Source organism: Mesorhizobium sp. P171375, assembly GCF_057786075.1.
Window position 1 is genome coordinate 3,877,924 of record NZ_JBYNWF010000001.1, and the last position, 17,381, is coordinate 3,895,304.

A 17,381-nucleotide genomic window follows, 5' to 3' on the forward strand; every position below is an offset into this window, starting at 1 on the left:
GGCAATTGCCGACATCGATGATCCCGGGATCGGCGGTGCCGTTCCTGGAGCTCAGCGCGCCGGCGGCCGCGCCAAAGTGAGGCTCGCGACCTACCTGGGCTCGAACAACTCAACGACGTTGCCGGACGGATCTTCACAAAGAATCTGTCGCCCGCCCGGACCTTCGACGATGTCGTTGCGGAACCGCACGCCGGCCTCGCGCATCTCAGTGACGATAGCCGGCAATTCCTGGACTTCGAGCACAATGCGGTTCCATCCGCCCGGCTCGGGTGTCCGGCCATCCGGCATCGGCCTGGCTGCCGACGCCATGGGGCCGGCGAGCCAGAATGAGAGGCCGCCGCGCGTCAGGATGGCCATCGCCGGACCGAATTGCTGCTTCAGCGCGAAGCCCAGATGGCTCGTATAAAACGCGATGGACGCTTCGACATCGCGGACCAGATACCGGACGGACACCATACGCAGGCTCCCTCACAAACGCCCCTCGCGAGAGATAGCTGGCACGACAAGTCGCGGCAAGGCCCCGGCGCCCGGTTCGGGCGCCTACCGTGCGATCGCGGGTTCCTGGCCGGCGGCCTGTATCCCTCTCTCGAAAGCCATCAGCAGCTCCATTCCCGCAGGCCAGTCGCCCAGCCCGCTGTCGCTGTTGATGTGGCCGAGCGGCCCGGCGATGTGCAGCGCGCTGCCCCATTGCCCGGCCTTCGCCACGGCATAGCCATACGGGTCGTAAGGATCATCGGTGCTGGCGACGATCAGCGAGGGAAAGCGGAACGGGTCGCGCGGCGTGTCGGCGAAGGGAATTGCGTAAGCGGGATAGACTGGCGATGCCGGATCGGGAACCGCAACCAGGAACGCACCACCGATCTGGCGGCTTGACGCTGCCTGCCAATGCGCCACCAGCAGGCAGCTGAGGCTGTGGGCGACGAGGATTGGTGGCGACTTTGCCTGTGACACCGCGGTCTCCAGCGCTGCCACCCAGTCGTCGAAATCCGGCAGATCCCAGCTCGCCGGGCTGAAGCGGCGCATCGCCGGGTTGGCCTGCTGCCAGCGTGTCTGCCAATGGGCCTCGGCCGATCCGCCGCTGCCCGGCAAGATGATGAAGTCGGTCATGGAATGTCCTGTCTCCTCGTGAACGATGGCGTCAATTCTAGGTCTTCTCCTCGTCCACGGAATGAGAGATCATCGGAAAGCGGCGAAGAATTCCGATGGATTGAAGGTGCTCATGGCAAACGGCGATTACCGGCCACGGCTCGACCCCACCGACATGGCGATCATCGAGATCATGCAGGAGGACGGCCGCATCGGCATTTCCGAACTCGGCCGCCGCGTCGGCCTGTCCCAGCCCGCGACGTCGGAGCGGGTGAAGCGGCTGGAGGAGCGCGGCATCATCGCCGGCTACCGGGCGGCGATCGATCCCGCCGCCCTCGGTCTCGGCACCATGGCCATGATCCGCCTGCGCACCACGCATGAGCACATCCAGACCTGCCTGAAGAAATTTGCAGCCATGCCGGAGGTGGTCGAGGTGCTGCGGGTGACCGGGGAGGACTGTTTTCTGGTCAAGGTCGTCGTCCCGTCGCCGCCCGACCTCGAAAGCATCGTCGACGCCATCGGCCGCTACGGCGCGGTGACGACCAATGTGGTGCTGCGCGCCGAGCCGCCGAAGCGGTTGGGACGGGAGCTGATGGCGAAGCTCTGAGCGGGATTCCCAGGCGCCGCCAAGACGTCCCGCTTTGCCAGCCAAGAATTTTTGCCGGATGATGTCGGATCGGCGGCGTGCCGCCCGTCCTTGGAGCGAAACGCCTAGCAATCCCAGGAGGACATTATGGAAACCGTTCAATCGCCGTGGCAGACCGCGGCCATTCTCATCGCCCGCTTGATCCTGGCCGCCATGTTCGCGATGGGGGCGGCTTTCAAGTTCATGGACATGGGCATGACCGCCGGCTACATCGCCGCCGCCGGTTTCCCGTTCCCGTTGTTTCTGGCCTGGTGCGCCGCGATCCTAGAAACGCTGCTGGTGATCGCCCTCCTGGCCGGCGCGTTCTTCACGCCGGCGGCCCTGGTCGCTGCCGTCTATGTGGTCTTCCTCGGCTTTGCCTTCCACGGTCCGTCGCACTGGGCCGGCAACCAGGCCGAGTTCGGCGCCTTCATGTCGCATTTCCCGTTCGCCGCCGGCTTGCTGTTTGCCGCCGTGCATGGACCGGGCAGCGTGCTGGCCTCCAAGCGCGGCCGGTGGTGAGGCCGGCAAGTCTCACATCTGGTCGTTGTAGGGTTCCTTCATCTGGCCGACCATGCGCGCCAGTTTCGAGAAGGAAGGCATGTCCGTCTCCGGCTGGCACTGATTGGCCAGTTGCAGCAACCGGATCGGGAAGTTGACGGCGTCGCGGCTGGACTCCGACATGCCGCCGGAACGCTCCTCGCCGGTTTCGATGGCCTCGGCCTTGCGCAAGGCGATGTCGATGTCCTCGACCGACAGCACGCCCTTGCGGACTAGAACCTGGTTGATCGAGGCGACGGCCATCAGCAGGCCTTCGAGTTGCAGGTTGGCGACATTCATGGCGTTTGCTCCCATTGGCTAAAGCAATTCCAGGAAAAGTGCGAGGCGGTTTTCCGTCCGGAATTGCGTAAACAAAACTCCAGCGTCAACGCATGAGCGCCTGTTCCGATCCAGAGGGAGGCGTAGTCCGGTCCTACTCTTCCATCCAGCGACGGCCGTATTCGGCCCACAGCGCCTTGACCTCCCTGCTGCCGAGGCGCGGGGCCGAGCCGTCGCCATAGGCGACCGAAACGGCGCTGATGTCGTAATGGGGATGGGCGTCGATGACGAAGCGGATCGCTTCGCCGAGCGGCCTCCTGCCGATGACCGGATCGGCCTGGCCCCGGCCGACGCTGCGGACGCCCGAAACAGTGGCTGGCGCATGCCTCATCCTGAACACGGATGCCATGGCTGGTTTGTCCATGCTGCATTCTCCCCGAGTCGGAGCAGAATGATTCCATAAGCGCCGGCTAATGGCCAGTCGGTCGATGCCTGGGTAGTGTCTCAGTTTGAAATTTGAAATATGCGAAAGCGCCTTTATGCTTAGCGGAAAGCATGAGGAGGCGCGCGTGCCGGAAGCGTCGGGATTTTTCCTTGTAGGCGAGGGCAAGACCTACCAGTTGGGGCAAGTCAGAATGACCTTCAAGCCCACTCTTGGCGGGGATTACAGCCTCTGCGAGACGAGCAGTGTTCCCGGTTCAGGTGCGGGCCTTCACCGTCACGCCTTTGATGAATGGCACGTGGTCATCGAAGGTCGCTACGAGGGTCGCGTTGGCGACGATGTTCGCACGCTTGGTCCGGGGGATACGATGTTTGCCCCCGGAGGAACTCCGCACGGTGTTAAGAACCTTGGTCCAGGTGTCGGACGACAGTTGGGGATCACCTCACCGTCCGGTCTGTTTGAGGCATTTGTTGCAGAAGTCGTCGAATCCCAGATTGATAGCGGTAGCGCCTCAAGACAGGGCGCGACAGAGCTCAGGGACATTGCAGCAAAGCACGGAATCGAGTTCATCGATGCCGACCGGACCTAAAGGCCAGAAGCGCCGCGCCGACGTGATCGGCAATGCCGTCCGCGTCATGCGCATTGCCACAGGCGAGGAAGCCGACGCGAAGCCGGGCAAGTGCGGGTCGTACAGAAAGCGAACTTAGTCGTTTTGTGCTAACCTGTCAGACTTCTCAACCCGTGGGAGGATGGCAGATGGCGGCCTATCTTGTAGCCGAACATCAGATTACCGACCCGACTGTGTATGCGGAGTATCGGAGCAAGGCTTTGGCTGCCGTAGATCGCTATGGTGGCAAGCTTTTCTTAGGCGCTCGTAGCATTGAGGTGCTCGCAGGCTCGTGGCGACCAGATAGATTCGTTGTCTTGGAATTTGCCGATATGGCGGCCCTCAAGGCCATGTACGAGTCGCCTGACTACCAATCCCTGATTGGCATTCGCGAAGGAGCGGCAACGAACGTGTTGCTCGCTATCGAGGCATAGCATTTCAAACTGAGACACTACCGATGCCTGCAAGGCTTGCGGTCCGCGGCGATTGCCGGCTGAAGGCAGTTATGCTATGATTGTCTATGGTGCTGATTTGCGCCAGCGACCCGCCGCCAAGGCGGGTTTTTTGTTTCGGGCGATATCCCGCGGTTGAAGGTCAGTCAGGCCAGCGGATCCTCCGCCGGCGGCTTGGCGGGCAGGCCGAGCCTTGTCCTCTCGCCATCGGCAAAATCCTCGGCTGCTTCCTGGGCTTCGAACAGGCGCTGGGTCACCGTGCCGTTCTTGGCAACCAGCACCGCCCATTGGCGGCGACCGACGCGTTCGACACGAACGTCATTGGGCTCGTCGGCCACCATGATCGACCTCCCGGACGGCGCAGGGGCGTCGCGTTACGCCTTGGTCTTGCGCTTGGCCGGCGCCTTGGCGGCGGCCGCCTCTGTCCTGATGCCGAGCCCAAACTCCTTTGCCAGCTCAGAACGCTTGGCGGCGTAGCTGGGCGCCGTCATCGGATAGTCTCCGGGCAAATCCCATTTGGTGCGATAAGCCTCCGGCGTCATGCCATGGGCGGAGCCAAGGTGGCGCCGCAGCGACCTGAATTTTTTGCCGTCCTCGAGGCAGTAAATGAAATTCGGCGTCACCGAGCGCTTGCGATTGACGGCAGGCTCCGGTGCCGGTTGCGGCGGAGCAACGGGATTGTCCACGGCCGCGAGCGCCGAGTTGACGCTCTCGATCAACGCCGGCAAGCCTTCCGGAGGCACCGAATTGTTGCGCACGAAGGCCGCGACGATGTCGGCGGTCAAATTTATATTTCGGATTTTGTCGTCAGACATGGCTTCTCGTGCCCCCTTGATGCCAAAGTACAAATTATCAGACAAACTTACCCAGCGGCATCGCACTTTAGCACATATGCATATGACTTGACGATAAATATGGTAGCGCTAACACCGCTGAGTCCTTGACCGATATAGGAATTGTTTCTTATTTCCTATTGACGGATGAGGGCAGCTATCGTATCATTTCTCCATGGTGCTGATTTGCGCCAGCAACCCGCCGCCGAGGCGGGTTTTGTTTTTCTGATGCCCACAAGGTTCCGATATCGAATGTCGGCGGGACAGAGCGGGGCGCGAAGGAACGCTGTCCTCGGTTCATTCTGCAATATCCGCGAGAAGCCCATGTCCAACCGCTATGCCACCATCATCATCGACGATGACGGCCGCGAGCTCGTCAGCGCCATCGGCCTGTTCGAAGGCACTGCCCCGCAGGCGCGTGTCGGCCGCGCCGAGCCGGTCGTGCCGGGCGTGCTGATCGGCATGATCCGCGGCGGTCCCGTCGATGCGATCGGCGGCTTCGGCTTTCCGCGCGGCACGCACGACGGAAGCGCGATCGGCCTTGTCAGGGCAAGCCTGAAAGGTGCGCCTGCCGAAAGGGGCGAAGCGCCGGCCGATGCCGCTGATGCGGCCAACCGCAAGACCACCCGGAAACCGGCGAAGGCAAAACGGCGCAAGGCCGGCAAAATCAAGCGGGCGAGACCGGCAAAGCAGGTTGCCGCCAGCAAGGCCGAGCCCGCCGGGATTCCGGATCATGGCTGACCGGACGGCGCCGCGTGCGCGCCCTGGCCGCAAGGCGCCAGCCGGCACAACGAAGCGGACGAAGAAGACGCTTGGCGACGATTTCCTCAACGCCGTGCGCGCCGATTTTCGTGCCCACGGCGCCGGTGTGATTGCCGCGGTCAGGGCCGACAAGCCCGACCAGTATCTGAAGATCGTGCAATCGGTGCTTCCCAAGGATTTACATGTCTCCCTCGACCATCTGGAAACCCTGAGCGATGACGAGATCCGCCGCCGTATCCGCGGCCTCGAAGCCGTCCTCGGTCCGTTCGGCGACCAGCCGGGTGGCACGCCGCCACTATCTGGCGCTGCTGCAGGAGCTGGACCGAAGACGCAGGACTAATCTGCTTTCATCTTACACGCCGTATGAACGCCAGGCCGAGTTTCACGCCGCGGGTGCTACCAATCGCGAGCGGTTGTTCATGGCCGGCAACCAGCTCGGCAAGACCAGGGCCGGCGGCGCCGAATGGGCCATGCATCTCACCGGCCGTTATCCCTCGTGGTGGCAAGGCAAGACCTTCGACACCGGCGTGCGGCTATGGGCGGCCGGCGTGACCGGCGAGGGCACGCGCGACAACCCGCAGCGCGTGCTGGTCGGCCCGCCGCAGCAGCAGGCCGCCTGGGGCACCGGCATGATCCCCGCCGACGCCATTTTGCACACTACCATGGGCCGTGGCGCGCCGGGCGCGCTCGACAGCATCGTGGTGCGCTGGGGCGGCGGCGGCGACGTGCAGGCCGATGAATCGGTCCTGTCGTTCAAGAGCTTTGAGAAAGGCCGCGAAAAGTGGCAGGGCGAAACGCTGCACGGCGTCTGGTTCGACGAAGAGCCGCCGCTCGACATCTATTCCGAAGGGCTGACCCGCACCAACGCCACGGGCGGCATCACCATCGTCACCTTCACGCCGCTCTTGGGCATGTCGGATGTGGTGCTGCGGTTTTTGTCGGCGCAGGAGGTGGAGGGCGGGGGAGTGACGTAGAGCCTCCCGCAGGGGGAAGGCGCCGGTGCTGCCGCAGCGACGCCCGGTATCTACCTCAACGCGGAAGAAGTAGAGAGATCTTTACACGAGGTGCAAAGAAGCAACGCAAATACAGCTGATTGGTTATGATGTAGGTACCTTCGCAGATATGGTATTGGCCGTCTGGGGATTCCTGCACGCGGTCCGGCGGGATGATGAAATTATCCGGCAAATAGATATAGCCACCGTCGATCCTGGACCGCACCGAAGACTGAGGTATGGCGCGGCAATCAGAACCACCGCAACACCTGAATTTCGTCTGTGGGTCAACCCTGTCTTCGTACCAATCGTGGGCACTAGCGGCCGTCGCGGCAGCGATAAACATCGCCGTGAAGATGAATCTTCGCATGGCATTCCTCAAGCATCCGGCAGGCGCTGCTTGCTGGAGCGTCTATGTATATTAGCGTCCCATTGAGAATACCATTGGCCGCCGGCTGACAGACGCAGATCCGGCAAGATTGGTTTGAACGAGGAGCCGCCGCTCGACATCTCTTCCGAAGGGGTAGCCCGCACCAATGCCACGGGCGGCATCACCATCGCCACCTTTACACTGCTGCTTGGGATGTCGGATGTGGTGCTGCGGTTTTTGTCTGCAGACAAGGTCAATTCAATGGACGAAGGCAAAGGCCTGGCAAGCAGCTGTTTGCGCTCTCATTGTAGAGCTTCAACGTATTGGATGATGCTCTGATTCTGCACGTTTTCGACCAATTCATCCGCTCGAGACAAAAGCCTGCGGAGCAGGGGAGAGGAATTTGCATCGTTGTATCCCAAAGTGAGATCCACTGTCGGAGGCTCACCCTCGAGCGCTCTGGCAACAACGTTTGGCGCCAGCATGTTTTGCGCATAAAGCGGGACAAGAGTAACTCCGCCCGTGGACGCAACGAGCGACATTGCCGACGATATGTTCTCGCCTTCGTATTTTGCCTTGAGCGTGATCCCAGTTCTCAATGCGTAATCCTGGATTACAGATTGCAGGACCGGAGACGTTCTCGCCGAGCTGACGTAAATTTCGCGGGCAAGATCCTGCGGCCGAATCTTTTTGTGCGATGCCAAGTGATGGCCTGCCGGCAACACGGCGATCAGAGGCTCCTTCGCTAATAATTTGAAGGATAGGCCCAAGCTCTGTTTCTCGGGGCGAAGGAAGGCTACGTCCAACCTCCCGCGCATTAGCGCGAGAGCGAGTTCCGGGGAGGACTGACTACACAGCGTGACTTCGATCTCCGGTGCTTCCTCGCGAATCATGCGCAATAGGTGAGGCAGCCATGTGACCTCAAGCCCAACGAGAAACCCCATGGCAAGTACGGGGGTTTTAGGCTGCGCTGTCCGCCGGGCACCTTCGGCCGCAGCCTCGACCTGGAGAAGTGCCAGCCGAGCGTGATCCAGAAAAACGCGCCCCGCAGCGGTCAGTACAACGCCGCGAGCCTGCCGCTCCAGCAGTTGTACGCCGACTTCAGTTTCGAGATCGCGGATCTGCCGGCTCAACGACGGCTGCGAGGTGTTCAGTCGCCGCTGTGCGGCGGTCAACAAGCTGCCTTCATCGGCAACTGCAATGAAGTAGCGTAAATGGCGAAGTTCCATCGGGTCCCCGCTATACCTCCAAGGCATAGGTCGAACGTACAAGGTCTTTGTCACCGATAAAAGGTCCATCTACCTTCGCGCTGAAGTCAACGAAGGAGAAAGAAATATGACTACAGCACCCAAGCCAACCATCGTGTTCTGCCACGGCGTCTGGGCCGATGGTTCGTGCTTCAGCAAGGTGATCCCGGCATTACAGGCGGACGGACATGAAGTGATTGCTGTCCAATATGGTCTGGATTCATTCGAAGAGGATGTGGCGACGGTCAAACGCACGCTCAACCGCGTCGGCGGTCCGGGCATCCTCGTCGGCCATTCCTACGGGGGCGCCACCATCACAGCTGCGGGCGTCGATGAGCGTGTGATCGGCCTGGTTTACGTCGCCGCCGTCGCCCCGGATGTCGGCGAGACTGTGCAAGACCAGCTCGACAAGTATCCGTCGGACATCTTCTCTCGCGTCGAGGTCGCGGATGGCCGTGCCTGGATGCTTCCGAGCGGAACGGAGTTCTTTGCCGGTGACCTCTCCGCGGAAGAGCAGAAGCTCGTCTGGGCTACGCATTATGCACCCGTCTTCGATCTGTTCCACCAGCAGAAGCTGAGCGCCGATCGCATTGCGTGGAAGTCGAAGCCGAGCTGGTATGTGCTGGCGACGAACGACCACACCGTGCATCCCGATCTCCAGCGCTGGGTTTCGAAGCGCATGGGAGCGACCGTCACCGAGGTGGCAAGCAGCCATGTACCGATGCTCTCTCAGCCTGCCGTCGTCATCGACGTAATCCGGAAAGCTGTGGGTGCTGTTCAAAACGGTTGAGAGCAGCCGCTGATGACCCGCCACGTGATGCGCCCGCCATTTTTCCGTAAGCGCCGCCCCTCATTGCCCTGCCGGGCATTTCTCCCCGTAAACGGGGCGAAAGAGGCTGAGCCCGCCGCCGCGCCATCTCTTTAACGTTGGCGATTGGCTAAACAATCGGCGAGAGCGCCCTTCTCCCCGTTCACGGGGAGAAGATGGCGGCAGCCAGATGAGGGGCGGTGCCGACGCTGGTTTGCGAGCCGTAAAGCCGGTTCAAAACAACATCATACGACCACACCCTGAATCAATCCGGCAGGCCCCATGTCCCGACACGTCACCTTCATGACCATCGACGATGCCGAACACTATTCGCCGGACGAGCGCGCCGCGATCATTGCCGCCTATCCCGAGCATGAGCGTGAGGCGCGTGCGCGCGGCATTCCAGTGCTCGGCTCCGGCCGCATCTTTCCGCTTGCCGAGGAGCTGATCGCCTGCGAGCCGTTCCGGCTGCCGCGCTACTGGCCGCGGATCGGCGCGCTCGATTTCGGCTGGGACCATCCGTCGGCCGCCGTTGAGCTCGCCTGGGATACGGAGGCCGATGTCGTGTATGTCACCAAGGCGGCGCGGGCCTCGCAGCAGACGCCGGCGATGCAGGTGCTGGCGCTGAAGCCGTGGGGCGAATGGCTGCCCTGGGCCTGGCCGCGCGACGGCCGCCGCGAGACGCTGGAAGGGGCGGGCACGGCGCTCGCCAAACAATATGCCGCACACGGGCTGAACATGCTCACCGGTCACGCCCGCTTCGCCGACGGCTCGGTCTCGGTCGAGGCCGGGCTGATGGAGATGCTCGACCGCATGCAATCCGGCCGCTTCAAGGTGTTTTCGACGCTGCTGTCCTGGTTTGAGGAATTCCGCCTCTACCACCGCAAGGATGGCCAGGTGGTCAAACTGCGCGACGACCTGATGGCCGCAACGCGCTACGGCGTGATGATGCTGCGGGAAGCGGTGGTCGATCCGGCGGAGTTCAAGGCTGGACGCAAACGTTCGGCGGGGCAGAGCGATCCGCTGGGGGCGTTTCGGTAGGCGAATGGGTGCATCGCCGGCGACGAACCAGTTCATCAATATTGCAAGCTCGAGGCTTGCCTTTATGCGTGCCCGGCGGCAATAGAGGACATCACGGCATCAATAATTCGGGGGTATTATGGAATCGGGAAATTCACTGTTCGGTTACTTCATTTCCTGGTTGCCATACCTGCTTTATCTCGCAATCCAAATTTGGCTCACATTCAAAATCATCCGCGTTCTGCAGGCGATGGTGCGAGCGCAGGAAGGAATATTGGCCAAGCTGACCGACATGGACAACCGTCTGACGGCGAAGCCGAGCCGGGACTGACCATATCACTCGGGGTCGCGCGACCCCTCGCGTTTCGTTATCCTCGGGCTTGACCCGAGGATCCATGCCGTAACGGTCGCCGAGGAACGCGGCGCATCGGAATTCTGGACCGCTGCGGCGCTCTGATGTCACGGAATGGATCCCAGGGTCTGCGCCGCGTCGCTTCGCTCCTTGCTCCGCCCTGGGATGACGAAGGATGCGCATGCCCCCGCATCATCCCGCCACCCTGCGCGATCCCAGAACATGGCTGCCAGTCTTGCCGGATCTCGCGAATTGGCGCTACGGAGCCAGCTTCTACTCCACGATCTTCCAGTAAGAATCCTTGCGGATCACCTTGCCGTCGCGGAACGTGTAGAAGTCGCAACCTCGGACCACCTTTTTCACGCCCTCGCGGGTGGTGCCGGTGAGGATCCATTTCGACATGCCGGTATCGGCAGCCGCATCGACGAAATGCTCGCCGTCGCCATAGTGGACATCGGGCAGGCCTTCGAAGCGTGTCGCCAGCGCGTCGCGCACGTTCCGCTTGCCCTCGAAGCGCGAGCCCCAGGGGTTGCTTCCCCTCGGCATCTCCAGGACGCATTCGTCGACAAAGAACGCCATGATGCGATCGAGGTCGTGCGCGTTGAAGGCGTCGCATAGCTCCGTCAGTGTCGATCGAATGTCCATTCGCCCGTCTCCTGGATAACCGATAGCGTGCGGGTCCGAAGTAGGTCACTGGCAACGGGGCCGGTCAAGTGCGCAGGCCTTTGAGGGCAATCGCTTCGGACAATGACGGGTTGCACTTGTGACGAGCCAATCGTCGAAGTTGGCACCGCCCCTCATCGCCCTGCCGGGCACTTCTCCCCGTATAGTGACGGGGAGAAGGGGCTGGCCGCAACGTCGGCGTCCTTCTTGCAACGCTGGTGATTGGCGAAACCGGCGATGAGAGTGTCCCTCTCCCCGTCACTATACGGGGAGAGGATGCCGGCAGGCAGGTGAGGGGCAGCGCAAACGCCCAAGGTGACGGGCCATTCAAACTGAAGCGAATGCCCTGCCTTCGATACGCCCGAAACGGGAAGTGTACCCATGGCCTGCTCATGACCCTCCGCATCATCCCCGCCACGCTGCGCGATCTCTCCTACATCGCCGCCAATCTGCGCCCGCAGGACCGGGCCGAGATCAACTGCCAGCTTGACCACTGGTCGCCGGCGCTGCTGGCGCTCACCGCGCTGCAGGGCTTTGCCTTTGTCGCCGAACTCGACGGCAATCCGGAGGCGGGCTTCGGCGCCGCCGAGCAACGCAGCGGGCTGTGGATCGCCTGGAGCTGGGGCACGCGCCGCATGAAGCGCTGCGTGCCTGGCATCACCGCACATTTTCATGCCGTGCTCGGGCCGGAGGTGGCGGCGCGGGGCGCCTGGCGGGTCGAGGCGCGGGCGTTGGCCGACAATCATCTCGCGCTGCGCTGGCTCGGCCGGCTCGGCGCCACGCAACGCTGCCTGCTGCCGGCCTACGGCCGCAACGGCCAAGACTTTTTCCTCTACGACTGGACAAGGGAAGGCTGGAACCATGTGTCTCTTTCAAAAGCCGCCGGCGCTGAAGCCACTGCCACCGACGCCGACCATCGCCGACAAGGACGTGCAGGCGCGAGAGGCAGCCTTGCGGGCTGAACTCGAACAGCGCCAGGGCACGGCGGCAACGGTCAAAACCGACCTCGCGCCCGGCGACCTCACCGGCCAGCGCCGCGTGCTTTTGGGGGTATGACCATGACTGCGATGAAACGCAGTTTCCGAAGGCGCGTGCTGGCGTGGTGGTATTGGCGACGGCATGCGAGGTTGCTGAGAAGGCGGTGACGCCTCTTACCCTCCCCCTTGTGGGGAGGGTCGCTGATTGAACCGCACGGCACGTGCGGTTCAATCAGCGGGGTCTGCGCCGCACCCTCACCCCGTCTCCCTCGCTTTGCTTTGCAAAGCGAACTCGCCGACCCTCCCCACAAGGGGGAGGGTAAGGCGCCGAGGGGGGAGATTGGCACTTCGGCGCTGGCGCCTTCGCCCCTCAAACCTCCGTTCGTGTTGCACTGCGTTAGATTTGTTGCATTGCGATATGCGGCCGGTAGACCGAAACTCTCCGTGGGCGGGTTCTCGACCTTGCACGAGGATTTATCGTGGCAGCACCCCTCCCGCGCACCGCTCCGCGTCGCAGCCGTATCGCCGGCGCTCCTGCTATCTCTCGGCCCAGCATCATCAGGTCGTCGCGCATCGAATGCCTGGACGGGCTCCGCGCGCTTGCGGCGATCTGGGTGCTTGTCGGGCACTGCCTGCTTTTGACCGGCTGGCAAATTCCGATCGTCGGCGAGCCGGATCTCGGCGTCGACCTGTTCATCATGCTGTCCGGTTTCCTGATGGTGTTCCACTATCAGCTGCGCCAGGACAAGGAACCCTGGCAAAGACCGCAAACCTGGTTGAAATTCTGGACGCGCCGCTATTTCCGGATCGCGCCACTGTTCTACGTCATGCTTTTCGCGGCTTTGGCGCTTGGCCCCTATCTCTACGATTGCCGGATCATCATCGACGATTTCCTGTCGCGATCGCACCAGGCGCCCGAACGCTACCTTGACGGCGGCCTGAAAAACATCGTTGCCCATCTCACCTTCCTGTTCGGACTGGTGCCGAACCTCGCCTACCGCACGCCGCTGCCTGACTGGAGCCTGGGGCTGGAAATGCAGTTTTACGCCGTGTTCCCGGCCGTCATGTTGCTGGTGCGCAGGCTGGACTGGATCAGGAGCGCCATCCTGGTCGCGGCCGTCGGCTGCGCCATTGTGTTTGCGATGCGGCTGCTGTCCATCCATTTTCCGATGCCGTCCTTTCTGCCGCTGAAGATGCAGATATTTCTGTGCGGGATGCTGCTTGCCGGTATCGTGCATCAGACCCAGCCACGGCCGATCCTGTACCTGGCGCTGGCGCTGCTGTTGGCGGCGCTGCCCTTTGGCGGCGACTACGGGCTGGGCAAGCTTCTGGTGCGTGAAGCACTGGTGGCGGGCTTCTTTGCGCTGGTTCTCTACCGCATGCTGCCGGGAAGGGCGGGAACGCTGGCGAGGGCTATCGCCGTGACGCTCAGCAACCGGTTCTTCCATCTCATGGGAGAGCTTTCCTTCAGCATCTACCTGATCCATCTGCTGGTGCTGCAGCCCGTCGCGGCGTTTGTCATCAGCCAATACGGAAACGAGCTGGCGGCGCCGTTGCGCTTCGCGATCGTCGTTGCTGTGGTGCTGCCGACGGTGACGTTGCTGTCCTGGATCACCTACAACCTGATCGAGGTCCCCGGCCAGAAGGCTGGTCGCTTCGTCGTCCAGCGCTTTGGCCGCAAGGGCGGCGCGGCGGCGCTGGAGAGGACACCGGCGGAGTAGGGCGCGAAGCCAGCCGGTCTCCTCGAACTGAATCCACCCTAGAGCCGGATGATTTCAGGTCGAGTCGACCTGAAATCTGAATCCGGCTCTAAATCAAAGAGATAGAGCATGATGTTGTCCGAAAACCGCTTCACACTTTTCGGCATCATGCTCTAGAACTGGGTCACGCCCTCGCGTGCGCGGCGAAGTGAGAGCCAATACCGCAGCAGGGCGCGGATATTCTTGTCGTAGACATAATGCGCGAATGCCGAGACCGTGATGATCAGGGTGGATGTCACCAGGATGAACGGCAGGCCGTGCTCGTTCCATGAAATATCGGTCACAGCTTCGACCGCGGCGTTCGAAAGGCGGATGAGCGGCGTGTGAAGGACATAGATGGCGTAGGAGATGTTGCCGGAGAAGAGCGCAATCCAGCGCCAGAAACCGGAAAGCCGCAAGCGCGACGCCACGAGAACGAGCCAGGGCCAGATCAGGACGATAACCACCAGACTGTACAACTGGACATGTTCGGCCGGATCGAAGCACATCAGCGCTCCGCATAGCGCCAGCAGGACCAGCATATAGAGATTGCCGTCCCGGCTGTCCCCGGTCGCATACCGGTTGAGAAAGACCCCGAGAAAGAACGAGAAGGTGATCCGGGCGGGAGCCGCGATCGTGTTGTCCCAGTAGGCGCCGCCGCCAAGCACGACACCATGCCAGGCCATCAGCACCAGGGCCAGCAAGCCGACGCCGACAATGACAGCCAGCGAACGCGCAACCAGCCTTGTCGCCAACGCGGCAAAAAAGGCATTGGCGACGAGTTCATAAAACAGCGACCATGCCGGACCATCAAGCGGGAAAAGCAGGTCGGGAGCCGTCGAGAGCGCCGGCGGCGTGGGCAGGAAAAGAACGGAAAACCCGAGGGTTACAAACAAATCCAGCCGCGAATACGCACCGATCCCTTGTGTCGCGATGATTGCACCGACGCCGATCATGGCCAGGCCGAGGGCGGCGAAGTAGAGCGGGTAGAGCCTGAGAAGACGGGTCTCCGCGAAGCCCCAGAATGACATGCCTTTTCGGAACTTGTCGTCGTAGGCGTGGGCGATCACGAAGCCGCTCAGCAGAAAAAACAGGTCCACGGCGAGGAACCCTGAAGGCGCCAGATCATATCGCCGGCCCGTGTATTCGCTGAAGTGGCCGAGCATCACCAAGACAGCAGCAATGCCCCTAAGTCCATGCAGCGCGTCGAAGTGGGCCGTCCTTGAATCCCGCGTCTCGGTCATCCCGTTTCCGTCAGTTTTACCTTGCCTATCTACACACTGATTGCTGCGATGCACAAGAAAGTTTTGCGGCGCACACTCAACTCATACCCAGGAGCCTCACATGGCCAATGCAGAAGGCTCGACCAGCCGCGCCCGCGATATCCTGTCCCGCCAGTCCGAGCTCGAAACCGAGCGCGGCCAGTATGAGGCGGTGTGGGAGCAGGTCGCGGAATTCTGCGATCCCGACGCGCCCGATGTCTGGAGCGGCCGGCGAACCGGCGGTCCGGACTCGCAGGCCGAGCGGCAGGAGCGGCGTGGCGCGCGTGTCTATGCCAACACCATCAACTCGGCCGCCAACCGGCTGGCCGCGGGGCTCGAAAGCCTGATCATCCCGCAGTCGGAAAAATGGCACGGGCTGACCACTGCCGAAATGAACGACGAGGAGACCGACGAGGAGAAGGAGTGGGCGGAAAACCTGCGCGATTTCCTGTTTGCGTTGCGCTATTCCGCCAACTCCAACTTCGTGCCGGCGACGCAGGCCTGCCTGCGCAATGTCGTGCGCTATGGCCCGGCCTATCTCTATGCCGAGGAAGGCTTTGGCGGCACACTGATCCGCTATGCCTCGATCCCCGTGGTCGAGGGTTATCTCGCCCGCAACCGCTGGGGCCAGGTCGATATTTTCCACCGCCGCTACGAGCGCACGGCACGGCAGGCGGCGCAGCTGCTCGGCTACGACAAACTGCCGGCGCGGATCAAAATGCTGGTCGACGATCCCGCCAAATGCGAGACGAAAATCTCGCTGATCCAGTGCATCCAGCCGCGCGACGAGCGCAAGATGTACCGGCTGTCGGGCGACTACCAGTATCTCGACACCGCTTTCGCCTCCTATCACGTCATCGAGGACGAGGAAGAGATCGTCAGGGAAAGCGGCTTCCGCTCCTTCCCGGTGTCGACCTTCAACTGGCGCCGCTACGAGGGCGATCCCTACGGCATTTCGCCGACCATCGAGGCACTGACCACGGTGCGCGAGGAAAACGCCGTGCGCCGCTCCGGCTTGCGCGCGCTGCAGCAGATCACCGATCCGGCCACGGCCTCGAAAGCCAGGCTCGACTATGTGCCGGTGCTCAACCCCGGCGAGAATTATCCCGGCCTCATCGACGACAATGGAAGGCCGCTGATCCAGCCGATCGCGACCGGACAGAACCCGACCTACGCCTTCAACTATGCGGCAACCCGGGCGGAAGAAATCCGCGACATGATGTTCGTCAATCTGTTCCAGACGCTGGTGCAGAACCCGCAGATGACGGCGACCGAAGCGCTGATCCGGCAGGAGGAAAAGGGCGCGCTGCTCGGCCCATCGGGTTCGATCATCCAGGCTGGGTTTGCCTCGAACCTCGACCGCGAACTCGGCATTCTCGAGGACAAGGGCCTCTATGACGAGGACAGCCGCTTCGCGCCGCCGGACAGCCTCGCTGGCAAGGCGGTGCGCCCGACCTTTACCGGCCCGCTCGATGTGCTCAGGCGTTCGGCTGAAGCGCGCGACACCATCCAGGTGGTGACGACGGCCATGCAGATGGCGCAGTTCGATCCCGGCATCATGGACAATATCGACGGCGACGAGGCGCTGAAGATCGTGCAGAGCGCCGGCCGCAGCCCGCAGCGCATCTTTCGCCGCAAGGAGGAGGTGGAGGGGATGCGCGGAGCCAGGGCGCAAGCCCAGCAGGCGCAGGACGGCATGGCGGCGATCGCCACCGCCGGCAAGGTCGCCAAGGATGCGGTGCCGGCGGCCGTCCAGGCGCGCGACAGCGGGTTGCTCGACGCGTTGATGCAGCAGGCAGGCGGCGGCGGAGAGGCGACGGCCGGATCGGCCGCGCCGGAGCGGGGCGCATGAGCGCCAAACGCTTCGCCCGGTCGGGACAAGCCGGCGGCCCCGCCAAGGCGCGCGACGCGCTGACCAAGGCCTATCTCAGGGTCTTCTCCGGCGAGGACGGCGAAATGGTGCTGGCCGATCTCGCGGCAACCGTCGGCTACTACCGCCGCCCATCCTATGGCGAGTGGATGGCCAGGACCAGGACGCCCAACGGCTTCGAGCTGCACAGTGCCTTGAGCAATGCGCGAGCCGAGGTGGTGCAGCACATTATGGGGTTCCTGACGCTGGACGCTGCGCAGCTGGCCGAGCTGGAGAAGGCGGCGAGGGCGGAGGAGGGGTGAGGCGCTGAAGCTTTCTTCCTCGCCCCGTTTACGGGGAGAGGATGCCGGCAGGCAGGTGAGGGGCGGCGCCGGCTCCTCAGACGTCTGCGCTGCCCCTCATCCGCCCTTCGGGCACCTTCTCCCCGTGAACGGGGAGAAGGGCTAGCGCTCCGG

At 62.7% G+C, this 17,381-nt stretch carries 24 protein-coding genes; 15 read left to right on the top strand and 9 right to left on the bottom strand.

What is annotated here, in order from left to right; genetic code table 11:
• Positions 1-90 precede the first annotated feature (90 nt).
• Together ACYHH6_RS18655 and ACYHH6_RS18660 are read right to left on the bottom strand one after the other, a co-directional pair.
• Positions 91-456: a VOC family protein gene (locus ACYHH6_RS18655; RefSeq protein WP_352593128.1), complete on the bottom strand. Its 366-nt coding sequence runs from the start codon at positions 454-456 to the stop codon at positions 91-93.
• A gap of 84 nt (positions 457-540) precedes the next feature.
• Positions 541-1,107 carry an RBBP9/YdeN family alpha/beta hydrolase gene (locus ACYHH6_RS18660; RefSeq protein ID WP_352593131.1) on the bottom strand — a complete coding sequence of 189 codons (567 nt, stop codon included), beginning with the start codon at positions 1,105-1,107 and terminating at the stop codon, positions 541-543.
• A gap of 112 nt (positions 1,108-1,219) precedes the next feature.
• Here ACYHH6_RS18660 and ACYHH6_RS18665 point away from each other — a divergent pair, with 112 nt between their 5' ends.
• Both ACYHH6_RS18665 and ACYHH6_RS18670 read left to right on the top strand, forming a co-directional pair.
• On the top strand, positions 1,220-1,693 hold the full coding sequence (locus ACYHH6_RS18665; protein ID WP_352593134.1) for an Lrp/AsnC family transcriptional regulator: 474 nt from the start codon (positions 1,220-1,222) through the stop codon (positions 1,691-1,693).
• Between the two features lie 126 nt (positions 1,694-1,819).
• Positions 1,820-2,233, top strand: a complete 414-nt coding sequence (locus ACYHH6_RS18670; RefSeq protein WP_352593137.1) for a DoxX family protein — start codon at positions 1,820-1,822, stop codon at positions 2,231-2,233.
• A gap of 12 nt (positions 2,234-2,245) precedes the next feature.
• On the opposite strand, the gene ACYHH6_RS18675 is transcribed toward ACYHH6_RS18670, so the two are convergent.
• Complete coding sequence (locus ACYHH6_RS18675; protein WP_112566876.1) at positions 2,246-2,551, bottom strand: hypothetical protein; 306 nt, start codon at positions 2,549-2,551, stop codon at positions 2,246-2,248.
• A 133-nt stretch (positions 2,552-2,684) separates the two neighbouring features.
• The gene (locus ACYHH6_RS18680; RefSeq protein ID WP_352593140.1) at positions 2,685-2,954 is read right to left on the bottom strand and encodes a hypothetical protein; all 270 of its coding nucleotides are present in this window, start codon (positions 2,952-2,954) and stop codon (positions 2,685-2,687) included.
• A gap of 145 nt (positions 2,955-3,099) precedes the next feature.
• Between ACYHH6_RS18680 and ACYHH6_RS18685 the strand changes: the two genes are divergently transcribed.
• Both ACYHH6_RS18685 and ACYHH6_RS18690 read left to right on the top strand, forming a co-directional pair.
• Positions 3,100-3,561, top strand: coding sequence for a cupin domain-containing protein (locus tag ACYHH6_RS18685; protein ID WP_352593143.1), 462 nt, complete (start codon positions 3,100-3,102; stop codon positions 3,559-3,561).
• Between the two features lie 167 nt (positions 3,562-3,728).
• A complete protein-coding gene (locus ACYHH6_RS18690) occupies positions 3,729-4,013 on the top strand; it encodes a DUF1330 domain-containing protein (protein ID WP_352593146.1) in 285 nt (94 codons plus the stop codon).
• Between the two features lie 164 nt (positions 4,014-4,177).
• On the opposite strand, the gene ACYHH6_RS18695 is transcribed toward ACYHH6_RS18690, so the two are convergent.
• Positions 4,178-4,372 carry a hypothetical protein gene (locus tag ACYHH6_RS18695; RefSeq protein ID WP_352593149.1) on the bottom strand — a complete coding sequence of 65 codons (195 nt, stop codon included), beginning with the start codon at positions 4,370-4,372 and terminating at the stop codon, positions 4,178-4,180.
• A 33-nt stretch (positions 4,373-4,405) separates the two neighbouring features.
• Positions 4,406-4,846: a Ros/MucR family transcriptional regulator gene (locus ACYHH6_RS18700; protein ID WP_352593152.1), complete on the bottom strand. Its 441-nt coding sequence runs from the start codon at positions 4,844-4,846 to the stop codon at positions 4,406-4,408.
• Between the two features lie 342 nt (positions 4,847-5,188).
• Between ACYHH6_RS18700 and ACYHH6_RS18705 the strand changes: the two genes are divergently transcribed.
• The 4 genes from ACYHH6_RS18705 (at position 5,189) to ACYHH6_RS18720 (ending at position 7,327) form a co-directional block, all read left to right on the top strand.
• Positions 5,189-5,605, top strand: coding sequence for a hypothetical protein (locus tag ACYHH6_RS18705; protein ID WP_352593155.1), 417 nt, complete (start codon positions 5,189-5,191; stop codon positions 5,603-5,605).
• Complete coding sequence (locus ACYHH6_RS18710; RefSeq protein ID WP_352593158.1) at positions 5,598-5,966, top strand: hypothetical protein; 369 nt, start codon at positions 5,598-5,600, stop codon at positions 5,964-5,966. The genes ACYHH6_RS18705 and ACYHH6_RS18710 overlap by 8 nt, the downstream gene beginning before the upstream one ends.
• A gap of 79 nt (positions 5,967-6,045) precedes the next feature.
• Positions 6,046-6,600 (top strand): terminase large subunit domain-containing protein, encoded by a 555-nt coding sequence (locus tag ACYHH6_RS18715; protein WP_352593161.1) that lies wholly within the window; start codon positions 6,046-6,048, stop codon positions 6,598-6,600.
• Between the two features lie 502 nt (positions 6,601-7,102).
• Positions 7,103-7,327 (top strand): hypothetical protein, encoded by a 225-nt coding sequence (locus tag ACYHH6_RS18720; protein ID WP_352593164.1) that lies wholly within the window; start codon positions 7,103-7,105, stop codon positions 7,325-7,327.
• Here the strand turns inward: ACYHH6_RS18720 and ACYHH6_RS18725 are convergent.
• Positions 7,291-8,217, bottom strand: a complete 927-nt coding sequence (locus tag ACYHH6_RS18725; protein WP_352593167.1) for a LysR family transcriptional regulator — start codon at positions 8,215-8,217, stop codon at positions 7,291-7,293. The two genes, ACYHH6_RS18720 and ACYHH6_RS18725, sit on opposite strands and share 37 nt — an antisense overlap.
• Before the next feature lie 106 nt (positions 8,218-8,323).
• On the opposite strand from ACYHH6_RS18725, the gene ACYHH6_RS18730 reads away from it, so the two are divergent.
• The 3 genes from ACYHH6_RS18730 (at position 8,324) to ACYHH6_RS18740 (ending at position 10,394) form a co-directional block, all read left to right on the top strand.
• Positions 8,324-9,025: an alpha/beta hydrolase gene (locus ACYHH6_RS18730; protein WP_352593170.1), complete on the top strand. Its 702-nt coding sequence runs from the start codon at positions 8,324-8,326 to the stop codon at positions 9,023-9,025.
• Positions 9,026-9,325: 300 nt separating this feature from the next.
• Positions 9,326-10,084, top strand: a complete 759-nt coding sequence (locus ACYHH6_RS18735; RefSeq protein WP_352593173.1) for a phage terminase large subunit family protein — start codon at positions 9,326-9,328, stop codon at positions 10,082-10,084.
• Between the two features lie 118 nt (positions 10,085-10,202).
• Positions 10,203-10,394: a hypothetical protein gene (locus tag ACYHH6_RS18740; RefSeq protein ID WP_352593176.1), complete on the top strand. Its 192-nt coding sequence runs from the start codon at positions 10,203-10,205 to the stop codon at positions 10,392-10,394.
• 294 nt (positions 10,395-10,688) lie between these two features.
• Here ACYHH6_RS18740 and ACYHH6_RS18745 read toward each other — a convergent pair whose 3' ends face one another.
• The gene (locus ACYHH6_RS18745; protein ID WP_352593179.1) at positions 10,689-11,060 is read right to left on the bottom strand and encodes a nuclear transport factor 2 family protein; all 372 of its coding nucleotides are present in this window, start codon (positions 11,058-11,060) and stop codon (positions 10,689-10,691) included.
• Between the two features lie 410 nt (positions 11,061-11,470).
• Here ACYHH6_RS18745 and ACYHH6_RS18750 point away from each other — a divergent pair, with 410 nt between their 5' ends.
• Entirely contained in the window at positions 11,471-12,040 is a 570-nt protein-coding gene (locus tag ACYHH6_RS18750; protein WP_352593182.1) for a hypothetical protein, read from the top strand.
• Between the two features lie 569 nt (positions 12,041-12,609).
• A complete protein-coding gene (locus ACYHH6_RS18755) occupies positions 12,610-13,776 on the top strand; it encodes an acyltransferase family protein (protein WP_352590398.1) in 1,167 nt (388 codons plus the stop codon).
• A gap of 152 nt (positions 13,777-13,928) precedes the next feature.
• Here ACYHH6_RS18755 and ACYHH6_RS18760 read toward each other — a convergent pair whose 3' ends face one another.
• Positions 13,929-15,038: an acyltransferase family protein gene (locus ACYHH6_RS18760; protein ID WP_352590122.1), complete on the bottom strand. Its 1,110-nt coding sequence runs from the start codon at positions 15,036-15,038 to the stop codon at positions 13,929-13,931.
• Between the two features lie 100 nt (positions 15,039-15,138).
• On the opposite strand from ACYHH6_RS18760, the gene ACYHH6_RS18765 reads away from it, so the two are divergent.
• Together ACYHH6_RS18765 and ACYHH6_RS18770 are read left to right on the top strand one after the other, a co-directional pair.
• A complete protein-coding gene (locus ACYHH6_RS18765; RefSeq protein WP_352590125.1) occupies positions 15,139-16,908 on the top strand; it encodes a portal protein in 1,770 nt (589 codons plus the stop codon).
• A complete protein-coding gene (locus tag ACYHH6_RS18770) occupies positions 16,905-17,228 on the top strand; it encodes a Bbp19 family protein (RefSeq protein WP_352590128.1) in 324 nt (107 codons plus the stop codon). The genes ACYHH6_RS18765 and ACYHH6_RS18770 overlap by 4 nt, the downstream gene beginning before the upstream one ends.
• Positions 17,229-17,381 lie beyond the last annotated feature (153 nt).

Coding starts and splice junctions, on each gene's coding strand:
- ACYHH6_RS18655 (WP_352593128.1), bottom strand. CDS start 456: ATGGTGTCCGTCCGGTATCTGGTCCGCGATGTCGAAGCGTCCATCGCG.
- ACYHH6_RS18660 (WP_352593131.1), bottom strand. CDS start 1,107: ATGACCGACTTCATCATCTTGCCGGGCAGCGGCGGATCGGCCGAGGCC.
- ACYHH6_RS18665 (WP_352593134.1), top strand. CDS start 1,220: ATGGCAAACGGCGATTACCGGCCACGGCTCGACCCCACCGACATGGCG.
- ACYHH6_RS18670 (WP_352593137.1), top strand. CDS start 1,820: ATGGAAACCGTTCAATCGCCGTGGCAGACCGCGGCCATTCTCATCGCC.
- ACYHH6_RS18675 (WP_112566876.1), bottom strand. CDS start 2,551: ATGAATGTCGCCAACCTGCAACTCGAAGGCCTGCTGATGGCCGTCGCC.
- ACYHH6_RS18680 (WP_352593140.1), bottom strand. CDS start 2,954: ATGGACAAACCAGCCATGGCATCCGTGTTCAGGATGAGGCATGCGCCA.
- ACYHH6_RS18690 (WP_352593146.1), top strand. CDS start 3,729: ATGGCGGCCTATCTTGTAGCCGAACATCAGATTACCGACCCGACTGTG.
- ACYHH6_RS18695 (WP_352593149.1), bottom strand. CDS start 4,372: ATGGTGGCCGACGAGCCCAATGACGTTCGTGTCGAACGCGTCGGTCGC.
- ACYHH6_RS18700 (WP_352593152.1), bottom strand. CDS start 4,846: ATGTCTGACGACAAAATCCGAAATATAAATTTGACCGCCGACATCGTC.
- ACYHH6_RS18705 (WP_352593155.1), top strand. CDS start 5,189: ATGTCCAACCGCTATGCCACCATCATCATCGACGATGACGGCCGCGAG.
- ACYHH6_RS18710 (WP_352593158.1), top strand. CDS start 5,598: ATGGCTGACCGGACGGCGCCGCGTGCGCGCCCTGGCCGCAAGGCGCCA.
- ACYHH6_RS18715 (WP_352593161.1), top strand. CDS start 6,046: ATGGCCGGCAACCAGCTCGGCAAGACCAGGGCCGGCGGCGCCGAATGG.
- ACYHH6_RS18725 (WP_352593167.1), bottom strand. CDS start 8,217: ATGGAACTTCGCCATTTACGCTACTTCATTGCAGTTGCCGATGAAGGC.
- ACYHH6_RS18730 (WP_352593170.1), top strand. CDS start 8,324: ATGACTACAGCACCCAAGCCAACCATCGTGTTCTGCCACGGCGTCTGG.
- ACYHH6_RS18735 (WP_352593173.1), top strand. CDS start 9,326: ATGTCCCGACACGTCACCTTCATGACCATCGACGATGCCGAACACTAT.
- ACYHH6_RS18740 (WP_352593176.1), top strand. CDS start 10,203: ATGGAATCGGGAAATTCACTGTTCGGTTACTTCATTTCCTGGTTGCCA.
- ACYHH6_RS18745 (WP_352593179.1), bottom strand. CDS start 11,060: ATGGACATTCGATCGACACTGACGGAGCTATGCGACGCCTTCAACGCG.
- ACYHH6_RS18750 (WP_352593182.1), top strand. CDS start 11,471: ATGACCCTCCGCATCATCCCCGCCACGCTGCGCGATCTCTCCTACATC.
- ACYHH6_RS18760 (WP_352590122.1), bottom strand. CDS start 15,038: ATGACCGAGACGCGGGATTCAAGGACGGCCCACTTCGACGCGCTGCAT.
- ACYHH6_RS18765 (WP_352590125.1), top strand. CDS start 15,139: ATGGCCAATGCAGAAGGCTCGACCAGCCGCGCCCGCGATATCCTGTCC.
- ACYHH6_RS18770 (WP_352590128.1), top strand. CDS start 16,905: ATGAGCGCCAAACGCTTCGCCCGGTCGGGACAAGCCGGCGGCCCCGCC.